Source organism: Agathobaculum sp. LCP25S3_E8 (genome assembly GCF_052117165.1).
Taxonomy (GTDB): Bacteria; Bacillota; Clostridia; order Oscillospirales; family Butyricicoccaceae; genus Agathobaculum.
In genome coordinates this window covers 79,159-101,789 of sequence record NZ_JBQKJR010000001.1, presented here as the reverse complement: position 1 = coordinate 101,789, position 22,631 = coordinate 79,159, and the positions used below count along the sequence as shown (strand labels likewise).

At 55.4% G+C, this 22,631-nt stretch carries 15 protein-coding genes and 1 pseudogene; all 16 read left to right on the top strand.

Going from position 1 to position 22,631, the window contains the following annotated elements:
* The first annotated feature begins 152 nt into the window (after positions 1 to 152).
* The 16 genes and pseudogenes from ACTQ34_RS00540 (at position 153) to ACTQ34_RS00465 (ending at position 22,565) form a co-directional block, all read left to right on the top strand.
* Positions 153 to 1,352, top strand: a complete 1,200-nt coding sequence (locus ACTQ34_RS00540) for a DUF6017 domain-containing protein (protein ID WP_441362007.1) — start codon at positions 153 to 155, stop codon at positions 1,350 to 1,352.
* A 93-nt stretch (positions 1,353 to 1,445) separates the two neighbouring features.
* Entirely contained in the window at positions 1,446 to 1,922 is a 477-nt protein-coding gene (locus ACTQ34_RS00535) for a PcfB family protein (RefSeq protein ID WP_441362006.1), read from the top strand.
* Positions 1,919 to 3,727 carry a VirD4-like conjugal transfer protein, CD1115 family gene (locus ACTQ34_RS00530; RefSeq protein ID WP_441362005.1) on the top strand — a complete coding sequence of 603 codons (1,809 nt, stop codon included), beginning with the start codon at positions 1,919 to 1,921 and terminating at the stop codon, positions 3,725 to 3,727. The genes ACTQ34_RS00535 and ACTQ34_RS00530 overlap by 4 nt, the downstream gene beginning before the upstream one ends.
* Positions 3,728 to 3,808: 81 nt before the next feature.
* Positions 3,809 to 4,024 (top strand): Maff2 family mobile element protein, encoded by a 216-nt coding sequence (locus tag ACTQ34_RS00525; RefSeq protein WP_117440504.1) that lies wholly within the window; start codon positions 3,809 to 3,811, stop codon positions 4,022 to 4,024.
* Positions 4,025 to 4,113: 89 nt separating this feature from the next.
* Positions 4,114 to 4,977, top strand: a complete 864-nt coding sequence (locus tag ACTQ34_RS00520; RefSeq protein WP_441362004.1) for a VirB6/TrbL-like conjugal transfer protein, CD1112 family — start codon at positions 4,114 to 4,116, stop codon at positions 4,975 to 4,977.
* Positions 4,978 to 5,007: 30 nt separating this feature from the next.
* Complete coding sequence (locus ACTQ34_RS00515; protein WP_441362095.1) at positions 5,008 to 5,550, top strand: MT-A70 family methyltransferase; 543 nt, start codon at positions 5,008 to 5,010, stop codon at positions 5,548 to 5,550.
* A gap of 13 nt (positions 5,551 to 5,563) precedes the next feature.
* Positions 5,564 to 5,986 (top strand): PrgI family protein, encoded by a 423-nt coding sequence (locus ACTQ34_RS00510; RefSeq protein ID WP_441362003.1) that lies wholly within the window; start codon positions 5,564 to 5,566, stop codon positions 5,984 to 5,986.
* Entirely contained in the window at positions 5,931 to 8,315 is a 2,385-nt protein-coding gene (locus tag ACTQ34_RS00505; RefSeq protein ID WP_441362094.1) for a VirB4-like conjugal transfer ATPase, CD1110 family, read from the top strand. The genes ACTQ34_RS00510 and ACTQ34_RS00505 overlap by 56 nt, the downstream gene beginning before the upstream one ends.
* A gap of 67 nt (positions 8,316 to 8,382) precedes the next feature.
* Positions 8,383 to 10,359: a C40 family peptidase gene (locus ACTQ34_RS00500; RefSeq protein WP_441362093.1), complete on the top strand. Its 1,977-nt coding sequence runs from the start codon at positions 8,383 to 8,385 to the stop codon at positions 10,357 to 10,359.
* A gap of 21 nt (positions 10,360 to 10,380) precedes the next feature.
* Positions 10,381 to 10,632 carry a DUF4315 family protein gene (locus ACTQ34_RS00495; protein WP_325208224.1) on the top strand — a complete coding sequence of 84 codons (252 nt, stop codon included), beginning with the start codon at positions 10,381 to 10,383 and terminating at the stop codon, positions 10,630 to 10,632.
* Positions 10,622 to 11,839 carry a CD1107 family mobile element protein gene (locus ACTQ34_RS00490; RefSeq protein WP_441362002.1) on the top strand — a complete coding sequence of 406 codons (1,218 nt, stop codon included), beginning with the start codon at positions 10,622 to 10,624 and terminating at the stop codon, positions 11,837 to 11,839. The genes ACTQ34_RS00495 and ACTQ34_RS00490 overlap by 11 nt, the downstream gene beginning before the upstream one ends.
* Positions 11,836 to 13,917: a DNA topoisomerase 3 gene (locus ACTQ34_RS00485; protein ID WP_441362001.1), complete on the top strand. Its 2,082-nt coding sequence runs from the start codon at positions 11,836 to 11,838 to the stop codon at positions 13,915 to 13,917. Before ACTQ34_RS00490 ends, ACTQ34_RS00485 begins: the two co-directional genes overlap by 4 nt.
* Before the next feature lie 150 nt (positions 13,918 to 14,067).
* A pseudogene (locus ACTQ34_RS00480) lies at positions 14,068 to 20,286 on the top strand (YodL domain-containing protein); the annotation flags it as partial.
* A gap of 4 nt (positions 20,287 to 20,290) precedes the next feature.
* Positions 20,291 to 21,235 carry a hypothetical protein gene (locus ACTQ34_RS00475; protein ID WP_441362000.1) on the top strand — a complete coding sequence of 315 codons (945 nt, stop codon included), beginning with the start codon at positions 20,291 to 20,293 and terminating at the stop codon, positions 21,233 to 21,235.
* Between the two features lie 2 nt (positions 21,236 to 21,237).
* On the top strand, positions 21,238 to 21,441 hold the full coding sequence (locus ACTQ34_RS00470; protein ID WP_069988605.1) for a transposon-transfer assisting family protein: 204 nt from the start codon (positions 21,238 to 21,240) through the stop codon (positions 21,439 to 21,441).
* A 236-nt stretch (positions 21,442 to 21,677) separates the two neighbouring features.
* The gene (locus ACTQ34_RS00465) at positions 21,678 to 22,565 is read left to right on the top strand and encodes an HNH endonuclease signature motif containing protein (protein ID WP_069988604.1); all 888 of its coding nucleotides are present in this window, start codon (positions 21,678 to 21,680) and stop codon (positions 22,563 to 22,565) included.
* Positions 22,566 to 22,631 lie beyond the last annotated feature (66 nt).

Genomic DNA, 22,631 nt, shown 5'->3' with positions numbered 1-22,631 from the left:
GAGTTTTTTCATGCTACGTTTGTAAAAGGACAACCTACCTAAATTACAGATAGGACAAGCTATTTCACATACCAAAATTCCATATCGTACCTATGGGCGTTCAGAAATGGACGCCCATTTTTCATGCTCAAATTCAGAAAGGAGGCGACGCTATGTACTTTACTTCCGGCCAAGACCGGGCCTTTGAACGGCTGATGCAGGAAAAGCCCGGTTTCGATCACTACGACGGCGGCGGGGCGAACGCGCCGGAGGATTGCGGCAGTTGCCGCTTCTATCGCCCGGATTGGAAATATCAATACTGCGTGTATGCAGAGTGTCCCTATCAGCCGGGCAAGCTGACCGCTTTTGCTGCGGTCAAATTCACAGTGAAAGGAGCTGACAACGATATGGCAGTATTCCGCGTGGAGAAGAACAAAGGCTATACGGTGATGTCCAATCACCACCTGCGGAACAAAGCCCTGTCCCTGAAAGCCAAGGGCCTGCTGTCACAAATGCTGTCCTTGCCGGAGGATTGGGACTACACCCTAAAGGGCCTGTCCCTTATCAACCGGGAAAGCATTGACGCCATCAGGACGGCGGTGTGGGAGCTGGAACGGGCCGGATATATCAGGCGGGAGCAGGGCCGCGACGCAAAGGGCAAAATGGCCGATATGGTCTATACCATTTACGAGCAGCCGGTGTTGGATAAGCCGGTATTGGAAAACCCGGTGTTGGAAAATCCAACATCGGATAACCCGACATCGGATAATCCGGCGTCGGGAAATCCAACGCAATTAAATAAAGAGATACAAAGAACTAACTTACCAAGAAAAGAAAAATTAAATACAGATGGACAAAGTACCGATTCCATTCCTTTCCCATCCCTGACCCCTGCCCCTGTGGAGGACGAAGCGGCGGCTGCACCGCCGGAACGGAAAGGAACAGGAAAGGATGCGGCAGTACAGATTTATCGGGAAATCCTTTTGGAGAATATCGAATATGACTATCTCATTCAGGACAGTTCCATTGACCGGGAGCAGCTTGACGAGATCGTTGACCTGATGCTGGAAACCGTCTGTACCTCCCGCAAGACCATCCGTATTGCCGGGGATGATTACCCCGCCGAGCTGGTGAAGTCCAAGTTTATGAAGCTGAACAGTGAACATATCCGCTTTGTCTTTGACTGCCTGCGGGAGAACACCACGAAAGTCCGCAACATCAAGCAGTATTTACGGGCTATGTTGTTCAATGCCCCCAGCACCATTAGTAACTACTACACGTCTCTTGTGGCGCACGATATGGCGCAGCCGAATTGGGGCAAACCAAAATCCGGCCTGCCGGACTATTCCTGTTCGCCGGATGAAAGCCTGTGAGGAAAAGGAGGCGCTTTGAACCGTTGTTACCTGCGGCGTCTGGTGGTTCCACCTTAGACGCCATTTTGACTTTTTGACAAGGAGGGATGCTTATTGCAGGAAGAAGTCGATCAGAAAACCATTGCCCTGTCCATGAAAACGGGCAAGCTCACGGCCCAAGTGCTGCAAGCGGCGCTGAAAAAGTATTTGCAGCACCGGGCCAAAGGCAAGACCACGCTGCACCTCGGCCAGCAGAGCCTAAAGCAGCTCAAAAAGCATGGGGCGGCCCTCTCCAACATTGAGATCACCGAGGCCAACATTGGCGCATTCAAGCCCTGTGCCAAGAAATACGGTGTGGATTTTGCCTTGCGAAAGGATAAGACCACCCAGCCGCCCCACTACGTCGTGATCTTCAAATCCAAGGATGCGGACAATCTGGAACAGGCGTTTCGGGAGTTTACGGCAAAGACACTCTCCAAGGAGCAGCGGCCCTCCATCCGCAAGGTGCTGTCTGCCATGAAGCAAAAGACAGCGGAGCAGACCAAGCAGCGGGCTAAGGAGAAAATCAGAGAAAGGGGGCTGGAACGGTGAAGCCTGATGTGAAAAAGCTGGTGATCCTCAATCTCCCGTATCTGATTTTTGTGTACCTGTTCGGAAAATGCGGGCAGGCGTACCGGCTGGCCGCCGGTGCCGACCTGTCGGGAAAGCTCCTGCATCTTGCGGACGGTTTTACGGCGGCCTTTGCAAATCCCCTCCCCAGCCTGCATCTGTTTGATTTCTGCGTCGGCATCGCCGGTGCTTTGATCGTGCGGCTGGTGGTGTACTGCAAGGGCAAGAACGCCAAGAAGTACCGTAAAGGCGTGGAGTACGGCAGCGCCCGTTGGGGAACGGTCAAGGATATTGCGCCCTACATTGACCCCAAGTTTGAAAACAATATCCTGCTGACCCAAACGGAACGGCTGACTATGACCGGGAGGCCCAAAGACCCCAAAACAGCGCGGAACAAAAACGTGCTGGTGATCGGCGGCAGCGGTTCAGGTAAGACCCGCTTTTTCGTGAAGCCCAACCTGATGCAATGCTTTCCGACCACGGACTACCCGACCTCATTCGTCGTCACTGACCCCAAAGGCACCCTTGTTCTCGAAACGGGAAAGATGTTTCAGCAGGCGGGCTACCGCATAAAAATTCTGAACACCATCAACTTTTCCAAATCCATGAAATACAATCCTTTCGTCTACATCCACTCGGAAAAGGACGTGCTAAAGCTGGTAAATACCCTGATTGCCAACACCAAGGGCGAGGGCGAAAAATCAGCGGAGGATTTTTGGGTCAAGTCGGAACGGTTGTTTTACACGGCCCTGATCGGTTACATCTGGTATGAGGCCCCGGCAGAGGAAATGAATTTCACAACGCTGCTGGAAATGATAAATGCCAGTGAAGCCCGCGAGGACGACCCGGAGTTTCAAAGCCCCGTAGACCTGATGTTTGAACGATTGGAGCAGAAAGACCCCGACCATTTTGCTGTGCGGCAGTATAAGAAATTTCTGCTTTCCGCTGGCAAAACCCGTTCCTCTATCCTGATAAGCTGCGGCGCACGTTTGGCCCCCTTTGACATCCGGGAAGTGCGCGAGCTGATGGAGGACGACGAAATGGAGCTGGACACCATCGGAGACGAAAAGACGGTGCTGTTTCTCATTATGAGCGACACGGACACCACTTTCAATTTCATTCTGGCTATGCTCCAAAGCCAGCTTATCAACTTACTTTGTGACCGGGCCGATGATAAGTACGGCGGACGCCTGCCTGTCCATGTGCGGCTGATCTTAGACGAGTTTGCCAACATCGGTCAGATACCAAATTTTGATAAATTGATCGCCACCATCCGAAGCCGGGAAATCTCGGCTTCAATCATTTTGCAGAGCCAGTCGCAGTTAAAAGCCATCTACAAGGACGCTGCCGAAATCATATCGGACAACTGCGATTCTGTGCTTTTCCTTAGTGGGCGCGGCAAAAATGCCAAGGAAATCTCCGACGCGCTGGGCAAGGAAACCATTGACAGTTTCAACACCAGCGAGAATCGGGGAAGCCAGACATCCCACGGACTGAACTACCAAAAGTTAGGAAAGGAGCTGATGAGCCAAGACGAAATCGCTGTGATGGACGGCGGCAAGTGCATCTTGCAGCTACGGGGTGTGCGTCCGTTTTTGTCGGAGAAATTCGATATTACCAAGCACCCCCGCTACAAGTATCTTGCTGACGCCGACAAGAAAAACACCTTTGATGTGGACAGGTTTTTGACTGCTACGCGCCGGAAACGGCAGCAAGTGGTGACGCAGGACGAGGTTTTCGACCTGTACGAAATTGACCTGTCGGATGAGAATGCCGCCGCTGAATAAGCAGCGGCTATTTTCATACCCCAAATCCAAATCAAACAATTTTGTGAGCCGCAAAACGCGGCAGAAAGTGAGGAAACATTTATGGAATTTTTCAACAGCGCAGTGAACACTTTGCAGACTATCGTGATCGGACTGGGCGGCGGCCTGTGCGTCTGGGGCGGCGTTAATCTTCTGGAGGGCTACGGCCAGGACAACCCCGGTGCTAAGAGCCAGGGCGTAAAGCAGCTTGTCGCTGGCGGCGGTGTGGCCCTGATCGGTGTGACCCTCATTCCCCTGCTGTCCGGTCTGCTGGGATAAGCCCGGCGTTTGTCCGTAACCATCCGCACTAATCCCCTCCGCGCTCTCCCGGCCTGAGTGGGAGGGCGCGGGAAAGGAGGTGTTTACCCGTGATTAGTGAAATCATTGAAGAATGGATAAAAGGTATTCTAATCGACGGCATCACGGGCAACCTGTCCGGGCTGTTTGACAATGTAAATGCCAAAGTCGGAGAAATCGCCGCCGATGTAGGGGCCACCCCGCAGGCGTGGAACAGCGGCATTTTCAATATGCTGCAAAACCTGTCTGAAACGGTGGTGCTGCCTATCGCAGCGGCCATCCTTGCCTGTGTCATGTGCATGGAGCTGATACAGATGATAACAGAGAAAAACAATATGCACGACTTTGACAGCTCCATGTTCTTCCGCTGGATTTTCAAGTCTGCGTTTGCCATCCTCATTGTCAGCAACACATGGAACATCGTCATGGGCATCTTCGACGCCACCCAGAGCGTCGTCAATCAAAGCACCGGTGTGATTATCGGGGAAACGTCTGTGGACTTTAACAGCCTGATACCTGACCTTGAAAGCCAGTTGGAGGCTATGAGTGTGGGCGGGCTTCTGGGCCTGTGGTTCCAGACCCTTGTGGTGGGCCTTACCATGAACATTCTCGCCATCTGCATTTTCCTTGTGACCTATGGGCGCATGATTGAAATATACGTCGTGACCTCGTTAGGGCCTATCCCTCTTGCCACAATGGGAAACAGCGAGTGGCGCGGCATGGGCCAGAACTACTTGAAATCCCTGCTGGCGCTGGGCTTCCAAGCCTTTTTAATCATGGTTGTTGTCGGTATCTATGCGGTGCTGATACAGAACATTGCTTCCGCTTCTGACATATCCGGCGCAATCTGGGGCTGCATGGGCTATACGGTGCTTCTGTGCTTCTGCCTGTTCAAGACCGGCAGCATCAGTAAATCCGTATTCTCGGCGCATTAAAAATCAACTACACACAGGAGGAAATCATTTATTTCAACATACAACATCATTTACGCCGACCCGCCGTGGCGGTATGAGTGCAAAAACAAATCGGGTGCAGCGGAAAATCACTATCCCACCATGAGCATAGACAAGCTGTGCGCCCTGCCGGTGGAAACACTGGCCGCCAAGGACAGTCTGCTGTTTTTATGGGCCACATTTCCCATGCTGCCGGAGGCGTTGCAGCTTATCCGGGCATGGGGCTTTACGTTCAAGACGGTGGCCTTTGTCTGGCTGAAACAGAACCGCAAAAGCCCTACATGGTTTTACGGGCTGGGTTACTGGACAAGGGGGAACGCGGAAATCTGCCTGCTGGCAAAGCGCGGCAAACCGAAACGTCATTCTGCCGCTGTCCATCAGTTCATTATCAGCCCGATTGAACAGCACAGCAAAAAGCCGGATGTGACCCGTGACAAGATCGTGGAGCTGGCGGGCGACTTGCCTCGCGTGGAGCTGTTTGCCAGACAGAAATGCCCCGGCTGGGATGCGTGGGGCAACGAAGTGGAATGTGATCTTACCCTGAACCCGTCGTGAAAGGAGGTGCCAGATGGCTTATGTAACTGTCCCCAAGGACTTAACCCATGTGAAATCCAAGGTTGTGTTTGGCCTTACCAAACGGCAACTGATCTGTTTTGGCGGTGCGCTGCTGGTAGGCGTCCCGTTATACTTTCTCACCCGTGACTATCTCTCCACCAGTGCGGCGGCCCTGCTCATGGTGTTTATCATGCTGCCGGGCTTTTTGCTTGCCATGTATGAGCGTCACGGCCAGCCCCTTGAAGTGGTGGTAATGCAGATGATTCAGTGCTGCTTCCTCCGTCCCAAGAAGCGCCCCTACCAGACCAACAACGCCTACGCCGCACTTATGCGGCAGCATCAAATGGAACAGGAGGTAAAGGCCATTGTCCAAAAAAGAAATTCCAAAAGAACCCGAAAAAACAAAGCTGACCCGCGCCCAGCGAAAAGAAATTGATGCGGTAATCCGCAAGTACAAGGGCGACGGCAAGCCCCATACGGCGCAGGCCACCATCCCCTATGAGGCCATGTACCCGGACGGTGTGTGCCGCCTGACGAAAAACACCTTTTCCAAGTGCATTGCCTTTGAGGACATCAGCTATCAGCTCGCCCAGCCGGACACCAAGACAGCCATTTTTGAACATCTTTGCGACCTGTACAACTATGTGGACGCCTCTATCCACGTCCAGTTTTCGTTCCTGAACCGCAGGGTTGACCCGGTGCAGTACGCCAAGAGCTTTGAGATCGCACCGCAGGGGGACGACTTCGACGACATCTGGGCCGAGTACACCGGCATCCTGCAAAAGCAGCTTGCAAACGGCAACAACGGCATCGTTAAGACCAAGTACCTGACGTTCACCATTGAGGCCGACAGCCCGAAATCTGCAAGGGCCAGACTGAACCGCATCGGCCTTGACCTCTTAGGTTACTTCAAGACGATGGGAGCTGTGGCCCATGTGATGAACGGCAAAGAACGGCTTGCGGTGCTGCATGGCGTGTTCCACCCGGACGGGGAACTGTTCAATTTTGACTGGAAGTGGATGACCCCCTCCGGCCTTTCCACCAAGGACTTTATCGCTCCATCCTCCCTGTGCTTCGGCACTGCAAAGACCTTTGGCATGGGCGGCAAATACGGCGCGGTGAGCTTCCTGCAAATCCTCGCCCCGGAGCTTTCGGATGAAATGCTGGCCGATTTTCTCAATACAGACAGCAGTATTTTAGTGAACCTCCATGTGCAGGCCATCGACCAGACCGAGGCCATCAAGACCATCAAGCGCAAGATCACCGACCTTGACGCCATGAAGATACAGGAGCAGAAAAAGGCCGTCCGCAGCGGCTATGATATGGACATACTTCCCTCCGACCTTGCCACCTACGGGGAGGACGCAAAGAAACTTCTTACCAAGCTGCAAACCAGAAATGAGCGCCTTTTCATGCTGACGTTTCTTGTGCTGAACGTGGCCGACACCAAACAGAAGTTGAGCAACGATGTGTTTCAGGCCGCCGGTGTGGCGCAGAAATACAACTGTTCCCTTGTCCGTCTGGACTACCAGCAGGAACAGGGCCTTGTGAGCAGCCTGCCGCTGGGCGTCAACCAGATCAAAATCCAGCGGGGCCTTACCACTTCCAGCGTGGCCGTGTTCGTCCCCTTTGTGACGCAGGAGCTTTTTCAGGGCGGCGCAGCCATGTATTACGGCGTCAACGCCAAGTCCCACAACATGATTATGCTGGACAGAAAACAGGCCCGGTGTCCCAACGGCCTGAAATTAGGCACCCCCGGCAGCGGCAAATCCATGAGCTGTAAATCCGAGATCGTCAGTGTGTTCTTAACGACGCCTGACGATATTTTTATCTCCGACCCGGAGGCTGAATACTATCCGCTGGTGAAGCGGCTCCACGGTCAGGTGATCCGGCTGTCGCCCACCAGCCGGGACTATGTGAACCCGCTGGACATCAACCTGAACTATTCCGAGGACGATAACCCGCTGGCCCTGAAATCCGACTTCGTGCTGTCGTTCTGCGAGTTGGTCATGGGCGGCAAGAACGGGCTGGAACCCATTGAAAAGACGGTCATTGACCGGGCCGTGCGGGTGATCTACCGGCCCTATCTGGCAGACCCCCGCCCGGAAAATATGCCGATTCTGTCCGACCTCCACAAAGCCCTGTTAGATCAGCACGTCCCGGAGGCTGACCGTGTGGCGCAGGCCCTTGACCTGTATGTGTCCGGCTCCCTGAATGTATTTAATCACCGCACCAACGTGGACATCGGGAACCGGCTTGTGGCCTTTGACATCAAGGAGCTGGGCAAACAGCTCAAAAAGCTGGGGATGCTCATTGTCCAAGACCAGATTTGGGGCCGCGTCACCGCCAACCGCAGCCAGGGCAAGGCCACATGGTACTTTGCCGACGAGTTCCACTTGCTTCTGAAAGAGGAACAGACGGCAGCCTATTCCGCTGAAATCTGGAAGCGGTTCAGGAAATGGGGAGGCATCCCAACCGGCGCGACGCAGAACGTGAAAGACCTGCTTTCCTCCCCGGAGATCGAAAATATTCTGGAAAACAGCGATTTTATTACGCTGCTCAATCAGGCGTCCGGGGATAGAAAAATCCTTGCGGAACGGCTCAACCTGTCGGCAGACCAGCAGAAGTACATCGACAATTCCGAACCCGGCGAGGGCCTTTTGATCTTTGAAAATGTGGTGCTGCCCTTTACCAACCCGATCCCCCGCAACACCCAGCTCTACAAGATTATGACGACCCGGTTAAGCGAGGTGGTAAGCCAATGACCCCAAATAGCAAAGGAGGTGACGGTCATTGAAAGAGCTGAGAGCAAAGCCCAAGGTGACACAGGCCATGACCCGCGATGGCCTGACGCTGGAAAATCAGGCCACCGGCGAAGTAGAGAACATTTCCAGCCGGGAGGCTGAACAGGACTATACCCCGGAGGCGGGCGGCACAGCGGAAAAGCTGCTGGAACGGGCCGACGATGCCCATGACAGGCATAAGGCCAAAAAGTCCGCAAAGCAGGCAGCGGCCACCGCTGCCGAGGGGGACGCCGCCCTGCACCGGCCATCCTCCCGGCTCCAACTGACCGAGGAAGAACGGGCCGACCCGGACTTACAGCCCTATATCCGCAAAGCAGATAAGAAAGCTGACAAGCTGGATGCAGCCCGTGACGCCATCCCGAAAAAGCGTGTTGTCGTGAAAGAAACAGTCTATGACGAGGCCACCGGCAAGGCCAAGAGCGCCCTGCGCTTTGAACAGCAGGAAAAAGGGCCTCCCAAGTTAAAGCCCAATCCGGCAAGCCGGCCCGTTTCGGAGGCGCTGCTATTCGCCCACGGAAAAATCCACGAAGTTGAGCATGAAAACGTGGGTGTGGAGGGCGGCCATAAGGGAGAAGAACTTGCCGAGCGTCAGGCTGGCCGGGCCATCCGCAGCAGCATCCGGCACCACAAGCTGAAACCTTACCGGGACGCAGAAAAAGCCGAGCGTCAGGCCCTTGCCGCAAACGCAGAGTATTTTTACCAGAAGTCCTTGCGGGATAACCCGGAGATCGCGCAGGCGGCCACCAATCCCGTTTCCCGGTTCTGGCAAAAGCAGCAAATCAAGCGCCAGTATGCCAAAGCCGCCCGGACAGCGGGCCAGACCGCAGGGACGGCGGCACAGGGCGCAGCTAAGACAGCCGCATCCTCCACCAGAGCGGCCAAGGCAGCCGCCGAGGAAAGCAAACGGGCTGCCTCTTTTGTGGCCCGTCACTGGAAAGGTTCACTGGCCGTTCTGGTGCTGGGGCTTTTGCTGCTGATGGTTCTGACCGGCCTGCAATCCTGCACCGCCATGTTTGGCAGCGCCGGAAGCGGCATTGCGGCGTCCTCCTACTTTTCCGAGGACAGCGATATGCTGGCCGCCGAGGATGCCTACACACAGATGGAAGCCGAGCTGCAAGCGTATCTGGACAACTACGAGGCTACCCATGACTATGACGAGTACCACTTTGACCTTGACAGCATCGAGCATGACCCCTATGTGCTGATCTCCATTCTGTCGGCACTCCATGACGGGCAATTTACTATTGGAGAGGTGCGAAGCGATCTGCAAATGCTGTTCGACAAGCAATACATCCTGACGGAAACCGTTGTGAAAGAAGTGCGTTACCGCACGGAAACCCGGACAGGGACGCGGACGGTCACAGACCCGGACACCGGCGAAACCTCAACCGAGGAATACGAGTATGAAGTAGAAGTACCGTATGACTATTACATCTGCACTGTGACGCTGGAAAATTTCAACCTGTCCCATGTGCCGGTCTACATCATGGACGAGGAAACGCTAAGTGCCTATTCCCTGTATATGTCCACGCTGGGCAACCGGCCCGACCTGTTTTCCGGCAGCCAGTACCCCCACGCCTCCACCCTGAAAGAACCGACCTATTATGACGTTCCCCCGGAGGCTTTGGAGGATGAACAGTTTGCCGCCATGCTGAAAGAGGCCGAAAAGTATATCGGCTATCCCTATGTGTGGGGCGGCAGCTCCCCCAGCACCAGTTTTGATTGCAGCGGCTTTATCTCATGGGTCATCAATCATTCCGGCTGGAACGTGGGACGGCTGGGAGCGCAAGGCCTATACAACATCTGCACCCCTGTTTCCAGTTCGCAGGCCAAGCCCGGCGACCTTGTGTTTTTTGTTGGCACTTATGACACCCCCGGCGTGTCCCACGTCGGCCTGTATGTGGGCAATTCGGTTATGCTGCATTGCGGCGACCCCATTTCCTACACAAATCTCAATTCAAACTATTGGCAATCCCATTTTTACAGTTTCGGGCGTCTGCCCTGACGCCAGAAAGGAGTTTTGACTATGGCAAGTAAACTTGACCGCATCGAAAAGGACATCCAGAAAACCAAGTCCAAGATCGCGGAATATCAGAAGCAGCTTCGGGAGCTGGAAGCGCAGAAAACCGAACAGGAGAATTTGCAGATCATCCAGCTTGTGCGCGGCATGAACATGAAGCCGGAGGAATTTGCCGCATTTCTGCGTTCCGGCGCAATGCAGGCCGCCCCTGCTGTCACAGCGTACCATGAACAGGAGGACAATGCCCATGAAGAATAAAACCAGACGAATTTCCCGTATGCTGCCCGCAATTCTGGCCGTGATGCTCTGCGTCACGGTCTTTCCTGTTACCGCCTTTGCAGGCGGCATCGACCCGGCCCCGGAGCCTTTGCCGGAAGCTGCCGCCGAAGCAACAGGCGGCGTGGAGCCTGACACAGACAATCACTCCAAGACTGAAACCGCAGCCGCAGACAAAACGGAGGCCGATAAAACAAAGAGCTTGACCGGCAAGGAGGCCGCCGACCTGCTTTCCTCCCTGTTTGGCTCCAAAGTAAGCATCACCGCTACGGACGATGGCATCCAGATCACTACCAGCGGCACGGAGGAAACCACACAGACCGGCACTGTGACTACAAACGGTGGAAAGCTGAATGTCCGCACCGGCGCGGGGCTTGATAAGACCGCGTTCACCCAGCTTCCCAACGGAACGCAGGTGGAAGTGATCGGCACAGACGGCGATTGGGTGAAAATTCTTCTGCCGGAGCGCATCGGCTATGTCCATTCCGACTATCTGACCGTCAGCGATACCATAACAGAAAGCACCGCCGAGGGTAGCTTCTCCCTCTCCCTTGATGAAGAAGAACTTGCCGCCCTGCTGGGGTTGTTCACTGGCAGCCAGACCGGCGGTAGCGCTGCCCTGACCCCGGACGGGAACCTGACGCTGATTGACGACATCGGCAGCACCACCCAAAGCGGCAAGCAGTTTATCACCGCGGAAACCAAGACTGGCAACATCTTTTACCTGATTATTGACCGGGACGACGAGGGAAAAGAAACCGTCCATTTCTTAAATCAGGTGGATGAAGCCGACCTGCTGGCGCTGATGGAGGACGGCCAGAAAGGAAGCACCGCTTCTGTCTGCACCTGTACCACCAAATGTAAGGCCGGGGCCGTCAATACGAATTGCCCGGTTTGTAAAAATAACATGAGCGAATGTACCGGGCCGAAACCGCAGGAGGCCCAGCCGCAGGAAACCGAGGCCCCGCAGGAGGAACCGAAAAACAGCGGTTCCGGCGCTGGCGGCCTGATCATGTTCCTTGTGGTAGCAATGGCTGGCGGCGGCGCAGCCCTGTATTACTTCAAGTTCAAAAAGCCCAGGGCAGATACCAAGGGCAGCGACGATTTAGACGAGTATGATTTTGGCGACGACGAGGATTTGGAGGACGAAGCGCCGGAAACCGAAACTGAACAGGAGGACGAGGAATGAGTTATCAGTTGGTAATTGCAGAAAAACCGAGTGTCGCCCGCAGTATTGCGGGCGTGATTGGGGCCACGGAGAAGCACGACGGATATTTGCAGGGAAACGGCTATCTGGTGAGCTGGTGCATCGGGCATCTGGTGTCCTTTGCCGATGCGGGCCGGTATGACGAGCATTTCAAGAAATGGCGCTATGAGGATTTGCCCATCCTCCCGGAAACGTGGCAGTACATCATCCCCGACGAGAAAAAACAGCAGTTTGACATTCTGCGCTCCCTGATGGAGCGCCCCGACGTGACCGGCCTTGTGTGCGCCACTGATGCCGGGCGCGAGGGAGAACTCATTTTCCGTTTTGTCTATCAGATGGCAGGCTGTGAAAAGCCGTTCAAGCGCCTTTGGATTTCCAGCATGGAGGACAGCGCCATTAAAGACGGCTTTGCCCACCTGAAACCGGGAACGGACTATGACCCGCTGTATCAATCGGCCCTGTGCCGGGCGAAAGCCGATTGGCTGGTGGGCATCAACGCCACCCGGCTTTTCTCCGTGCTGTACCACAAGACCCTGACCGTGGGCCGTGTCCAGACCCCGATCCTGAATCTGCTGGTGGAGCGCGACGCCAAGATCACGAATTTCAAGAAAGAGAAATATCACATCGTCCATATCGGTGTAGGCGACGCGGACGCAGTAAGCAACCGGATTTCTGATGCTGCCGAAGCAAACACCGTCAAGGCGGCCTGTGCCGGAGCGCAGGCCGTTTGTGTTTCCGTGACGCGGGAGAAAAAGACGGAGCAACTGCCCAAGCTCTATGACCTGACCACCTTGCAGCGGGAGGCCAACCGGCTCTTTGGATTTACCGCCAAACAGACCCTTGATTACGCACAAACACTGTACGAAAAGAAACTGCTGACCTATCCGAGAACGGACAGCCAATATCTCACCGATGGTATGCTGCCAGTGGCCGAAAGCCTTGTGCCCGCCCTTTGGGAGCTGGTGCCTTTCGCCAAGGGCCTGAACATTTCCCCACAGTATGACCGCATCCTGAACAGCAAAAAGGTGTCCGACCACCACGCCATCATCCCCACCGCTGAATTTGTGAAGCAGGGCTTTGACGGACTGGCCGAGAGTGAACGAAAGCTGCTGTCTATGATCTGCTGCAAGGTGCTGTGCGCCGTGGCTGGGCCTTATGTGTATGAGGCTGTCACCGCCACATTCACCTGTGCCGGAAAAGAGTTTACCGCCAAGGGCAAGACTGTTCTTTCCCCCGGCTGGAAAGAGATTGACCGCCGTTTCCGTTCCTCCCTGAAAACCGACGCCGACGAGGAAGCCGATGCGGTGCGGGAGCTGCCGGAGCTTAAAGAGGGCCAGACCTTTGCGGATGTGGCTGCATCCGTCACGGAGCATTTTACCACGCCGCCCAAACCCTACACGGAAGATACGCTGCTGTCTGCTATGGAACGGGCCGGGGCCGAGGATATGCCGGAGGACGCCGAGCGCAAGGGGCTGGGAACCCCGGCCACCCGCGCCGCTATTTTGGAAAAGCTGGTTCAGATGGGCTTTGTCCAGAGAAAGGGTAAGCAGCTCATTCCCACCAAGGACGGCATCAATCTGGCCGTGGTACTGCCGGAGGCTTTGACCTCTCCCCAGCTTACCGCTGAATGGGAAAGCCGTCTGACCGAGATCGCCAAGGGGCAGGCTGACCCGGACGAGTTTATGGCAGGTATTGAGGCCATGACGCGGGAGCTGGTGAAAACCTATTCCTGCATCAGCGAAGATAAGCAGAAATTGTTTCAGGCCGAGCGTGTGGCAATCGGGACGTGCCCCCGCTGCGGCGAGGCCGTCTACGAGGGCAGGAAAAACTACTACTGCGGAAACCGGGCCTGCCAGTTTGTCATGTGGAAGAATGACCGATTTTTTGAGGAACGCAGGAAAGTGTTCACCCCGAAGATCGCCGCCGCGCTGCTCAAAGACGGAAAAGCAAAGGTAAAGGGCCTCTATTCTATGAAAACCGGAAAAACCTATGACGGGACGGTGCTTTTGGCCGATACCGGCGGGAAATACGTCAATTACCGTGTGGAACACAGGAGCTAAGACACTAACAGAGCAAGCATAGGGAGTGTGGCTACACTCCCGGTAAATCCCTGACCTGGCGTACCTGACCGGGCCGGGGATTTTGCTTGTTGGGAGTTTCCCAAACCCTTATATTTCAGAGAAAGGAGGCTGCCGATGGCAAGTTTACGGGACACTGTAAGAGAATATCAGGATGATTTACGAAGCGGCATTATATGGCTGGCGTTCTGGCGGGAGGGCCGTTCATGGCACGGGGAAGCGTTTCATCTGGATATGAGCGACTATTTGTACCCGGAGGACAAAATGCGGCTTGCCGAGATACAGGCCGCAGACCCCAAGGCCGTTGTGGTGAATGGTTATTATTCCGGCTATCTGGACGAGAAAATGAGCGTGGACGAGCTGGCCGCCGGAGTGCGCCACCACTACGAAAACGGCCTAAGTAATATCGCCCCGTTTATGGAGGCCCACGACGATGTGCTGCCCCCGGAGGTATTAGAGGAAGCGCGGGCCAAGGCCCATGAAGCGGGGCTGCCTTTTTATGAGCGCCCCTATAATGGCGAGGACATCGACCCGTATGTATATGACGGCAACATGAGCGTTGAGGACTACGAGCTGATGCACCGTCTGATGGAACAGGACAATGAAAGGAGTGAGCGCGTGAACGAAGTGTTTTCTATCCAGCTCCATAACCGTCAGCTCTACGAACAGGGCAAGGATGGCGTCTGGCTGGATATGCCTACTACAACGGAACAACTGCAAGCAGCCCTGCGGCAGATCGGCATTTCCGCCGACAATCCGCAGGACTTTTTTATCCACGGGTATTCCTACCCGGAGGGCCAGCGTCTTGCGCTGCCTTACGATATGGTGCTGGCCGCCGACGTGGACGAGCTGAATTTCCTTGCCGCCCGGCTGGGCCAGCTTGACGCCTCCGAGATCGCAGAGCTGAACGCCGCCCTGCAAACCCCCAAGGGCGGCTTTGAGAGTATCGGCCAGATCATCGACTTTACCGAAAACGTGGACTACTATGTGCATCTGCCGGATGTGCATACCGCCGCCGCTTTGGGAGACTACTACCTGAACCGTTCCGGCATGGTGGATATGCCGCAGGAATGGAAAGCCGGGATTGATACGGCGCAGTTTGGCCGCCACATTTCCCAGCAGGAACAGGGAGCTTTTACCGAGTATGGTTATATCGTAAAAAGCGGCGACGAGTGGCAGAGCGTCCATGAGGGCCAGCCGGTGCCGGAGGAATACCGGGTAATGGCCTTTCCCCAGCCGGAGGTTATGCGGGACGAGATCAAGACCCGGCAGGCGGCGGTATTGACTACCGAGGCCCCGCAGCCCCAGCCGGTTATCCCCATCGACTTAAACGGAAAGAACAATGCCGAGCGCATGAAAGAGATCACTGACCGTCTGGAAGCCGGAATACAGGCCCTTTTTGAAAGTGAACAGTACAAAGCCTATCTCACGGCAATGTCCAAATTCCATAATTACAGCGTCAACAATACGCTGCTGATCGCCATGCAGAAGCCGGACGCCTCTCTGGTTGCCGGTTTTGGTAAGTGGCGGGACGACTTTGAACGCCATGTGAAAAAAGGTGAAAAAGGCATCAAGATACTGGCCCCGTCCCCCTACAAAGTGAAAAAGCAGATGGAGAAAATTGACCCGGCTACCCAAAAGCCGGTAATCGGCGCAGACGGCAAGCCCGTTACCGAGGAACGGGAAATTGAAATCCCGGCCTTTCGCGTCGTCACAGTCTTTGACGTGAGCCAGACCGAGGGCAAGGAAATCCCCGACATTACCGTGTCCGAGCTGACCGGCAGCGTAGAACAGTATCAGGATTTTTTCGCCGCGCTGGAAAAGGTGTCGCCGGTGCCGATAGCCTTTGAGAACATCGAGGGCGGCGCACACGGCTACTATCATCTGGAAGAAAAGCGGATTGCCATTGACGAGGGCATGAGTGAATTGCAAACCCTGAAAACGGCCATCCATGAGATCGCCCATGCCAAGCTCCACGCCATCGACAAGGACGCCCCAACCACTGAGCAGGCTGACCGGCCCGACCGCCGCACCCGTGAGGTGCAGGCTGAAAGCGTGGCGTATGCCGTCTGCCAGCATTACGGGCTGGACACATCGGACTATTCCTTTGGCTATGTGGCCGGTTGGAGTTCCGGGCGAGAGCTGTCCGAGCTGAAAGCCTCCCTTGAAACCATCCGTAAAGCAGCCAATGAGCTGATAACCGACATTGACGGCCATCTGGCCCAGCTTCAGCAGGAGCGCGAAGCAAAACAGGAAGCCGAACAGCCGCTGGAACAGCAAACACCAGACCAGACCGAGGCCCCGGCTCTTGACCCGGCAGCGGAGCCGGTTGTTACGGTGCTTTGGAGTGAAAGCCCCCATCTGAAAGAGGGCCAGACCATGCCGCTGCATGAGGCCGACGCCCTGTTTGCCCGTCTGGACGCGGAGTTTCAGGAGCCGGGCTATGACAAGACAAAGTTCCGCATTGATTTTACTTTCCGGGGCCAGCCGGACAATTACGAGGGGCGGCAGGATTTTGGCGACGGGGACGGTTCCCTGATACAGCACATCCAGAGCTACCATGAATACTATGCCCAGGATGAAAGCTGGAAAAATCATGTGATTGCGGAAACCGGCTTAGAGGGCTGGGAGCAGGACAAAGCAGAACGGGATATGCTGCTGGGTGAGCTTGTTCCTTATATGAAGCTGCATTGCAATCTCTCCCACATGGAACAGGAAGCCAGACGACCCCTGCTTTTCGGGGAGGAATTGACGCCGGAGCAGGCCGCCTATTTCCATGCCGTTCTTGACTATGTACAGGAGTGCCGCCCACTTCTCAATCAGGGGCAGTATCGGTTGCCGGAGCCGCCGAAGCTGTCCGATTTTGATCAGACCTTGCAGGACTACAAAGCGCAGGTGCAGGCCGAGATCGCGCAGGAGGCCGCCGCAGCCGGTATGACCGTGGAGGAATATGCGGCGGCTGGCTATGAGGCCCCGGCCCAGCCGCAGGAGGCCCAAGAGCCGCCCCAGCAGGAAGCCCCGGAACAGCCGACGAAAGAGCCTGCGGCGTCCGACTATTACTATTCCATCAATGAGGGCGCGGCCCGCCGTGCCAAGGAAATGAACAGCTTTTCCGACTACCAGCCCGGCAGCGCCACAGCCGAGTACCGGCATTATGTGGATAAAGCCTTTGCGCTGGCACAGGAACAGAAAAAGCGCGTTGATCCCATGTACCATGAGAAGATCGACAGCCTGCTTGACACCTATGCCCGGAAACTGGCCGCCAACATGAACCACGGCTATGAGATTGACGCCCGTGTTCCGTCCATTTTGATTGCCGGTGGTTCCAATTTCCCGGTACGGAAGAAAGAGAAACAGAACGCGGCCCGCGACAGCAATATGCAGGAATGGCAGTACATCCAAGGGCTGCTTGATAAAATCCGCAGCACCGGCATGGGCGGCATCCGGCAGGACGACCCGCAGGCCATTCCCAAGCTGCAAAAGAAGCTAGCCGGTCTGGAAAAGGCGCAGGAAACCATGAAAGCGGTCAACGCCTATTACCGCAAACACGGTACGCTGGACGGCTGCCCGCACCTCTCTCCTGAAAGCCTCGAAAATCTGAAAGCGGATATGGCGTCCGGCTGGCACTATGAAAAGAAGCCGTTTCAGAGCTGGGAGCTGTCCAACAACAATGCGGAAATCCGCCGCGTCCGGCAGAGGATCGAAAGCCTGACCCGCGCAAACGAAGTGGCCTATGTGGGCTGGGAATTTGACGGCGGCCATGTGGAGGCCAACCGAGATCAGGGCCGCTTGCAGGTGTTCTTTGACGGCAAGCCGGAAGCGGACGCCCGCCAGCAGTTGAAAGAGAACGGTTTCCGCTGGGCGCCGAGTGTGGGTGCATGGCAGCGGCTTTTGAACGACAATGCCTACCGTGCGTCGGACAGGATTGCTTGTATTCAGCCCCTTTCCGGCATCAAGCCCACGGAGCTGCAACGCAACAGCAGCCGGGAGCAGCGGGCGCAGATGGCACAGGATCAGACCGAGCCGGACTACTTCTACCGGGTACACGCCACCCCCAGCAGCGACAGCCGGGAAAACCTGTATATGCTGCAAGCCTACGTTCCGCAGGACAACGGCAGGGCCAAGATCGGGGATATTCTCTACGTCGGGACGCCGGAACGGTGCCGGGAGCTGATGGATCAGCTCAATACCGGGGAGCTGACGCAGGAGGCCGTCAAGGAGCTGTATGCCAAGGAGCAGGAACAGCCGGAACAGGAACCCACCCCGGAACAGGAACCGGCACCAGAGCTGAAACAAGAACCCGTGCAGGAGCCGGAAACCGCCCCGGCGCAGGAAGTTACTTCCGACGCCGAGCCGCAGGCGGCCCCCGCAAAAACCCTGACGGAGTTGCAGGAAAAGGCGCTGGAAATCGCTGACCGCTACAAAGACCTGCCCTTGCAGGCCAAGATTAATGTGATCGCGCAGACGTTTGGCTGCAAGACCGGCGAAATCCATACGTCCCCCTGTACCGGCAAATGGCGCGGCACCAGCGACATGACAATCCGTTTCGACAACGGCGCGTCCCTGTTTATCGGCAACCACCTGACGCCGAAAGCCAAGACGGTCAAGGTGCAGACGGAATGTGTCAACCGTACTTTGGTGCAGTACAACCCGGAGATCGTCAAGGCCACCAAGGAAGCGGCCCTGCCTGCGCTGTTGCAGCGGGAGGCCAAGGACAACGAGATCGCGGCCCAAAAGGGCTTGAAGCCCTACACGCTGCTCAATGTGGAGTTCAACGAGGGAGCCGACGAAAAGACCGGCGGTTATATTGGCTGGTACTATGTGACGCTGGCCGTGGACGGCAAAATCTGTACCCATCTGGAAACGGGATTGAACCATGACATTGCCAGCGGCAAGGTGAGCGACACCCCAACACGGGCTGACTACTATCCGGCAGGAGCCTTGAAAGAGGCCGATGTAGACTACGTTTTCAATAATGTGGGCTTTTCTTCTGATTCCAGCCTCTATACGGTGCCGCTGCGGGACGATGTGCGGGAACGGGCCGAAAAGACACTGGCCGAGCGCAGCGCCGCCGCGCCGGAGGCTGGCCGGGAATGGGGCTTTTATGTGATCCCCGACCTGAAAACATGGGCCACCAATGCCGAGCAGCAGACCCCGATAGAGCATTTCGCCACCTTTGAGGAAGCCAAGGCCCGGTTCGACGAGCTGCGGAGCCAGCCCTATAACAGCGAGGCCAAGGATTTGAACACCGATGGCCGCCCCTGCGCCCATCTGACGCTGGGCATGGAAAGCAAGGACGGCATGAGCGCCGTCGATATTCTCCATGTGCGGGCGGGCCAGAATTATCTTGTGGAGGACTTCACCCGCATGGAACGGCTGCGGAGTGATCCCGTGGTACTGGAAAGCCTCTCCCGTGTGGCACAGGAAATCGGCTTTGACCGGGTGCGGCCCTATGTGATGGAGAACGGCAGCTATAAGGCCATGCCGGATATGCCTTTCACCCAATGGGAAAACCCGTATTTCACCGTCGATTCCCCAGAGCAGGGCGACACCTTTACCATCTACCAGCTCAAAGGCGGGCCGGAAACACGGGACTATCGCTTTGAGCCTTACGAGCGTTTGCAGGCGGCAGGGCTGGCCGTTGACCGGCAGAATTACGATCTGGTTTACACGGCCCCGCTGGACGGCAAAACCACGCTGGAGGACATTTACCGTACATTCAACATTGACCATCCCGCCAACTTCACCGGCCACAGTCTTTCCGTTTCCGATGTTGTGGTGCTGACCCGCAGCGGCAAGGAGGAAGCCCATTACTGTGACAGCTTCGGCTTTACGCCGGTGCCGGAGTTCTTCTTGCAGCGGGAAAAACAGCTTACGCCACGGGAATTGCTCACCGGCGAGAGCATCCAGACCCCACGGGGCAGCTTCCTTGTAACCGACATGAGCCGGGAGCAGTTGGAAGCCGCAGGCTATGGTTTCCACCACCAATCCGAGGACGGCAAGTATCTTATCATGGGCAACGGCACGGACGCCTTTGCCATCCCCGCCCAGCAGGAAAGCCCCATCAAGGCCGCTGAAATGACAACCGAGCAGAACTACAACATGATCGACGGCGTTCTGAATAACGCCCCGACCATGAGTGAGCTGGAAGCCAAGGCCAAAGCCGGGGAACAGATTTCCTTGTTCGACGTGGCCGAGGCAGCCAAGGCGAAGGCCCAAAAGCCCAAGCAGCCCCAGCGCCCGGCGCAGAAACAGAAAAAACCGTCCATCCGGGCGCAGCTCAAAGCCGCCAAGGAGGAACAGCAGAAGAAACCGCCGCAGCGGGAAAAAGCACAGGAATTGGAGGTGTGACGCCATGAACAGGTTTGAGAATGTGGATGTTCTGGCCGCGCTGGATCAGCTCATGCGGCAGAACACCGCCTTTTATCAAAGCGATTTTGAGATCGACAAGGAGATCATCGGGCGGGCCGCTACCAGCGACAAGGCCGAGGACAAGACGCTTTTGTGGATGTCCCGCCCGTCCGGGACACATTGTTTTCGGGAAAGTGATGTGTACCTGCAAGGCACCCGGCAGCACAACACATGGAAGTTTTACGGAGAGCAGACCCGTGACCGGGTGCTGGCATACGCCGTGGAGCTGACCGGCAATGTGCGGGGCGTCATTCGCGGCAATCTCTATGAGCTGGACTATCCCCAGCACTTCCGGCACGTTGCAGCCGAGGCGGTAGAGGCCGACAACATCATCCTGCACTATGAAAAGGGCGATCGAGAGCAGCCCGCCGGTCTGTACTTCGACGGGCGGCCCGATCCCAAGCTGGGGGCGTTCCTGCGGTATGAGGCCAAGCCCAATGAGCCGGAACACCTGCGAGAGCTGTTGCGGCAGGAACAGAAAGGCCGGGCGCAGCTTGCGCCCGGCGACTTTAAGGCCCACATCACGGCGCTGCATGACGGCATGATTTTGGCCGAGGCGCAGCGGATCGTGGCCGGGCTGAAAGATCTGTCCGCCCCCAACAGCCCCAACAAAACGCATTTCATGGTGGAGCTGTCCCCGTACTTCGTCCAGATTGCGTCCAGCAAGGACACCGACCGGCTGTTTTCTATGCTGCCCTATAAATCCCTGTGCTTTACCGGCATGAAAGACCGGCACGGCCTGTATGCGGTGATCGGCAAGGACGAGAACCGGGACAAGGAAGTGCGGAGGCCCCGCGCTTCCATCCGCAGGCAGCTATCCGAAACCAAACAGGCCCAAGCCCCGAAAAAGGCCCCGGCCAGAACCAAGAAAAACGAATTGGAGGTATGACAATGGTACCGTTTACCGTAGAGGAAGAAAACCTGATCTGTATGTATCACAAGAGCGACCGGCGCAGAACGGCGGCCAACATTCGGGCCGCCCTGCCGGACATGGACGAGGACATGGCGGCGCTGGCCCGCCAGACCGCCGACAAGCTGGACGCCATGCACGACGCCGACTTTGAGGCGCGGCAGTTCCATTTCACGGACGAGTGATCCAAGTATAGCAAAGCGCCGGGCGCGGTGGCTGTATGGCCTCTGCGTCCGGCGCTTTTTAGTATATTACACTGTATTGTTCATATAATATTGACTTTATACTTCATAATTTGTATAATTTTACCATAAAGCATAAGGGGATTGCGCGATTGAAATGAATGAAAGAGGTGATTCCATTGGGATGATAGTTTGATGGCATTTTCTATTTACGATACCTAATAAGGAGGAATGACTGTATGTTGAAAAAACACTTAAAGAAAATTGTGAGTTTGGTGCTTGTCACCATGATGGCCATAGGAATGTCGATTACTGCTATTGCGGCTGAACCCTACCAGAATGAGTTGGAAGCCGTCATGGATACCTCTCCCGCTGATTCCGGGCAAGTCACTCATTACGATACGACCACGGGTGAAATGCTTGTTGAGGATGGTGAACTTCTTACTTTCGACGAAGTTGCCATCCCTGTTCCTAAAGGATCTGCTGATACTCCCAGTGAGCGAGGAATTGAAATTTATCTTGTCCGTGCTGGAATTAAAAAAACCAGTGGTGGCGAATTTACTTGGTATTTTAATGTTGATTGCCCAACCTCTCCTTTTGTGAAACCAAATATTAAATTGACAGCTCAATTAAAGGGGAGTTTTACAACATTATCCGGCTCTTACTCAAATGTTGGGGGTTCTGTTTACCATACATATACATCCAACAGTGAGTATGGCGTAGATTACACATGGACAGTTCCTGCAAAAACAGGGTATTATTATGTTGCCTACACTATTACGGACTATGATAATGCTACTTCTGGAAGTGGCGTAACAACAACTGCACTTTCTAATAGAACAGGACACGCTTGGAATTTTAATTTTTCTGATTCTGTAAGCGGGAAAAGCCTACCCATGCCGCCTGCTAACTATGCCAAAGGTGCAACAACTACTCGTCCGTCTAATTTAGCTGATACCTACTATAATACTTACACCGCCAATACGGGCGTTACCTTAAATCGCAGTTTATACGATGTTCACCATATTCGCCCGCTTGCATACGGCGGAAGTAATGCGTATAGCAATCTGATTCATCTTCCAAAAGCAACACATACACAGGTAACAAGTTGGTGGGCTGGTTATTAACGGCATCCTTTTCAAAGAAATCTCACAAAAATCAAAAGTTTAATTAGTCAACAAAAAAGTTGCAGA

Excerpts from the sequence above, each read along its gene's own strand:
- ACTQ34_RS00490 (WP_441362002.1), top strand. The coding sequence starts at position 10,622 with ATGAAGAATAAAACCAGACGAATTTCCCGTATGCTGCCCGCAATTCTG.
- ACTQ34_RS00495 (WP_325208224.1), top strand. The coding sequence starts at position 10,381 with ATGGCAAGTAAACTTGACCGCATCGAAAAGGACATCCAGAAAACCAAG.
- ACTQ34_RS00465 (WP_069988604.1), top strand. The coding sequence starts at position 21,678 with ATGTTGAAAAAACACTTAAAGAAAATTGTGAGTTTGGTGCTTGTCACC.
- ACTQ34_RS00475 (WP_441362000.1), top strand. The coding sequence starts at position 20,291 with ATGAACAGGTTTGAGAATGTGGATGTTCTGGCCGCGCTGGATCAGCTC.
- ACTQ34_RS00500 (WP_441362093.1), top strand. The coding sequence starts at position 8,383 with ATGACCCGCGATGGCCTGACGCTGGAAAATCAGGCCACCGGCGAAGTA.
- ACTQ34_RS00510 (WP_441362003.1), top strand. The coding sequence starts at position 5,564 with ATGGCTTATGTAACTGTCCCCAAGGACTTAACCCATGTGAAATCCAAG.
- ACTQ34_RS00470 (WP_069988605.1), top strand. The coding sequence starts at position 21,238 with ATGGTACCGTTTACCGTAGAGGAAGAAAACCTGATCTGTATGTATCAC.
- ACTQ34_RS00485 (WP_441362001.1), top strand. The coding sequence starts at position 11,836 with ATGAGTTATCAGTTGGTAATTGCAGAAAAACCGAGTGTCGCCCGCAGT.
- ACTQ34_RS00540 (WP_441362007.1), top strand. The coding sequence starts at position 153 with ATGTACTTTACTTCCGGCCAAGACCGGGCCTTTGAACGGCTGATGCAG.
- ACTQ34_RS00525 (WP_117440504.1), top strand. The coding sequence starts at position 3,809 with ATGGAATTTTTCAACAGCGCAGTGAACACTTTGCAGACTATCGTGATC.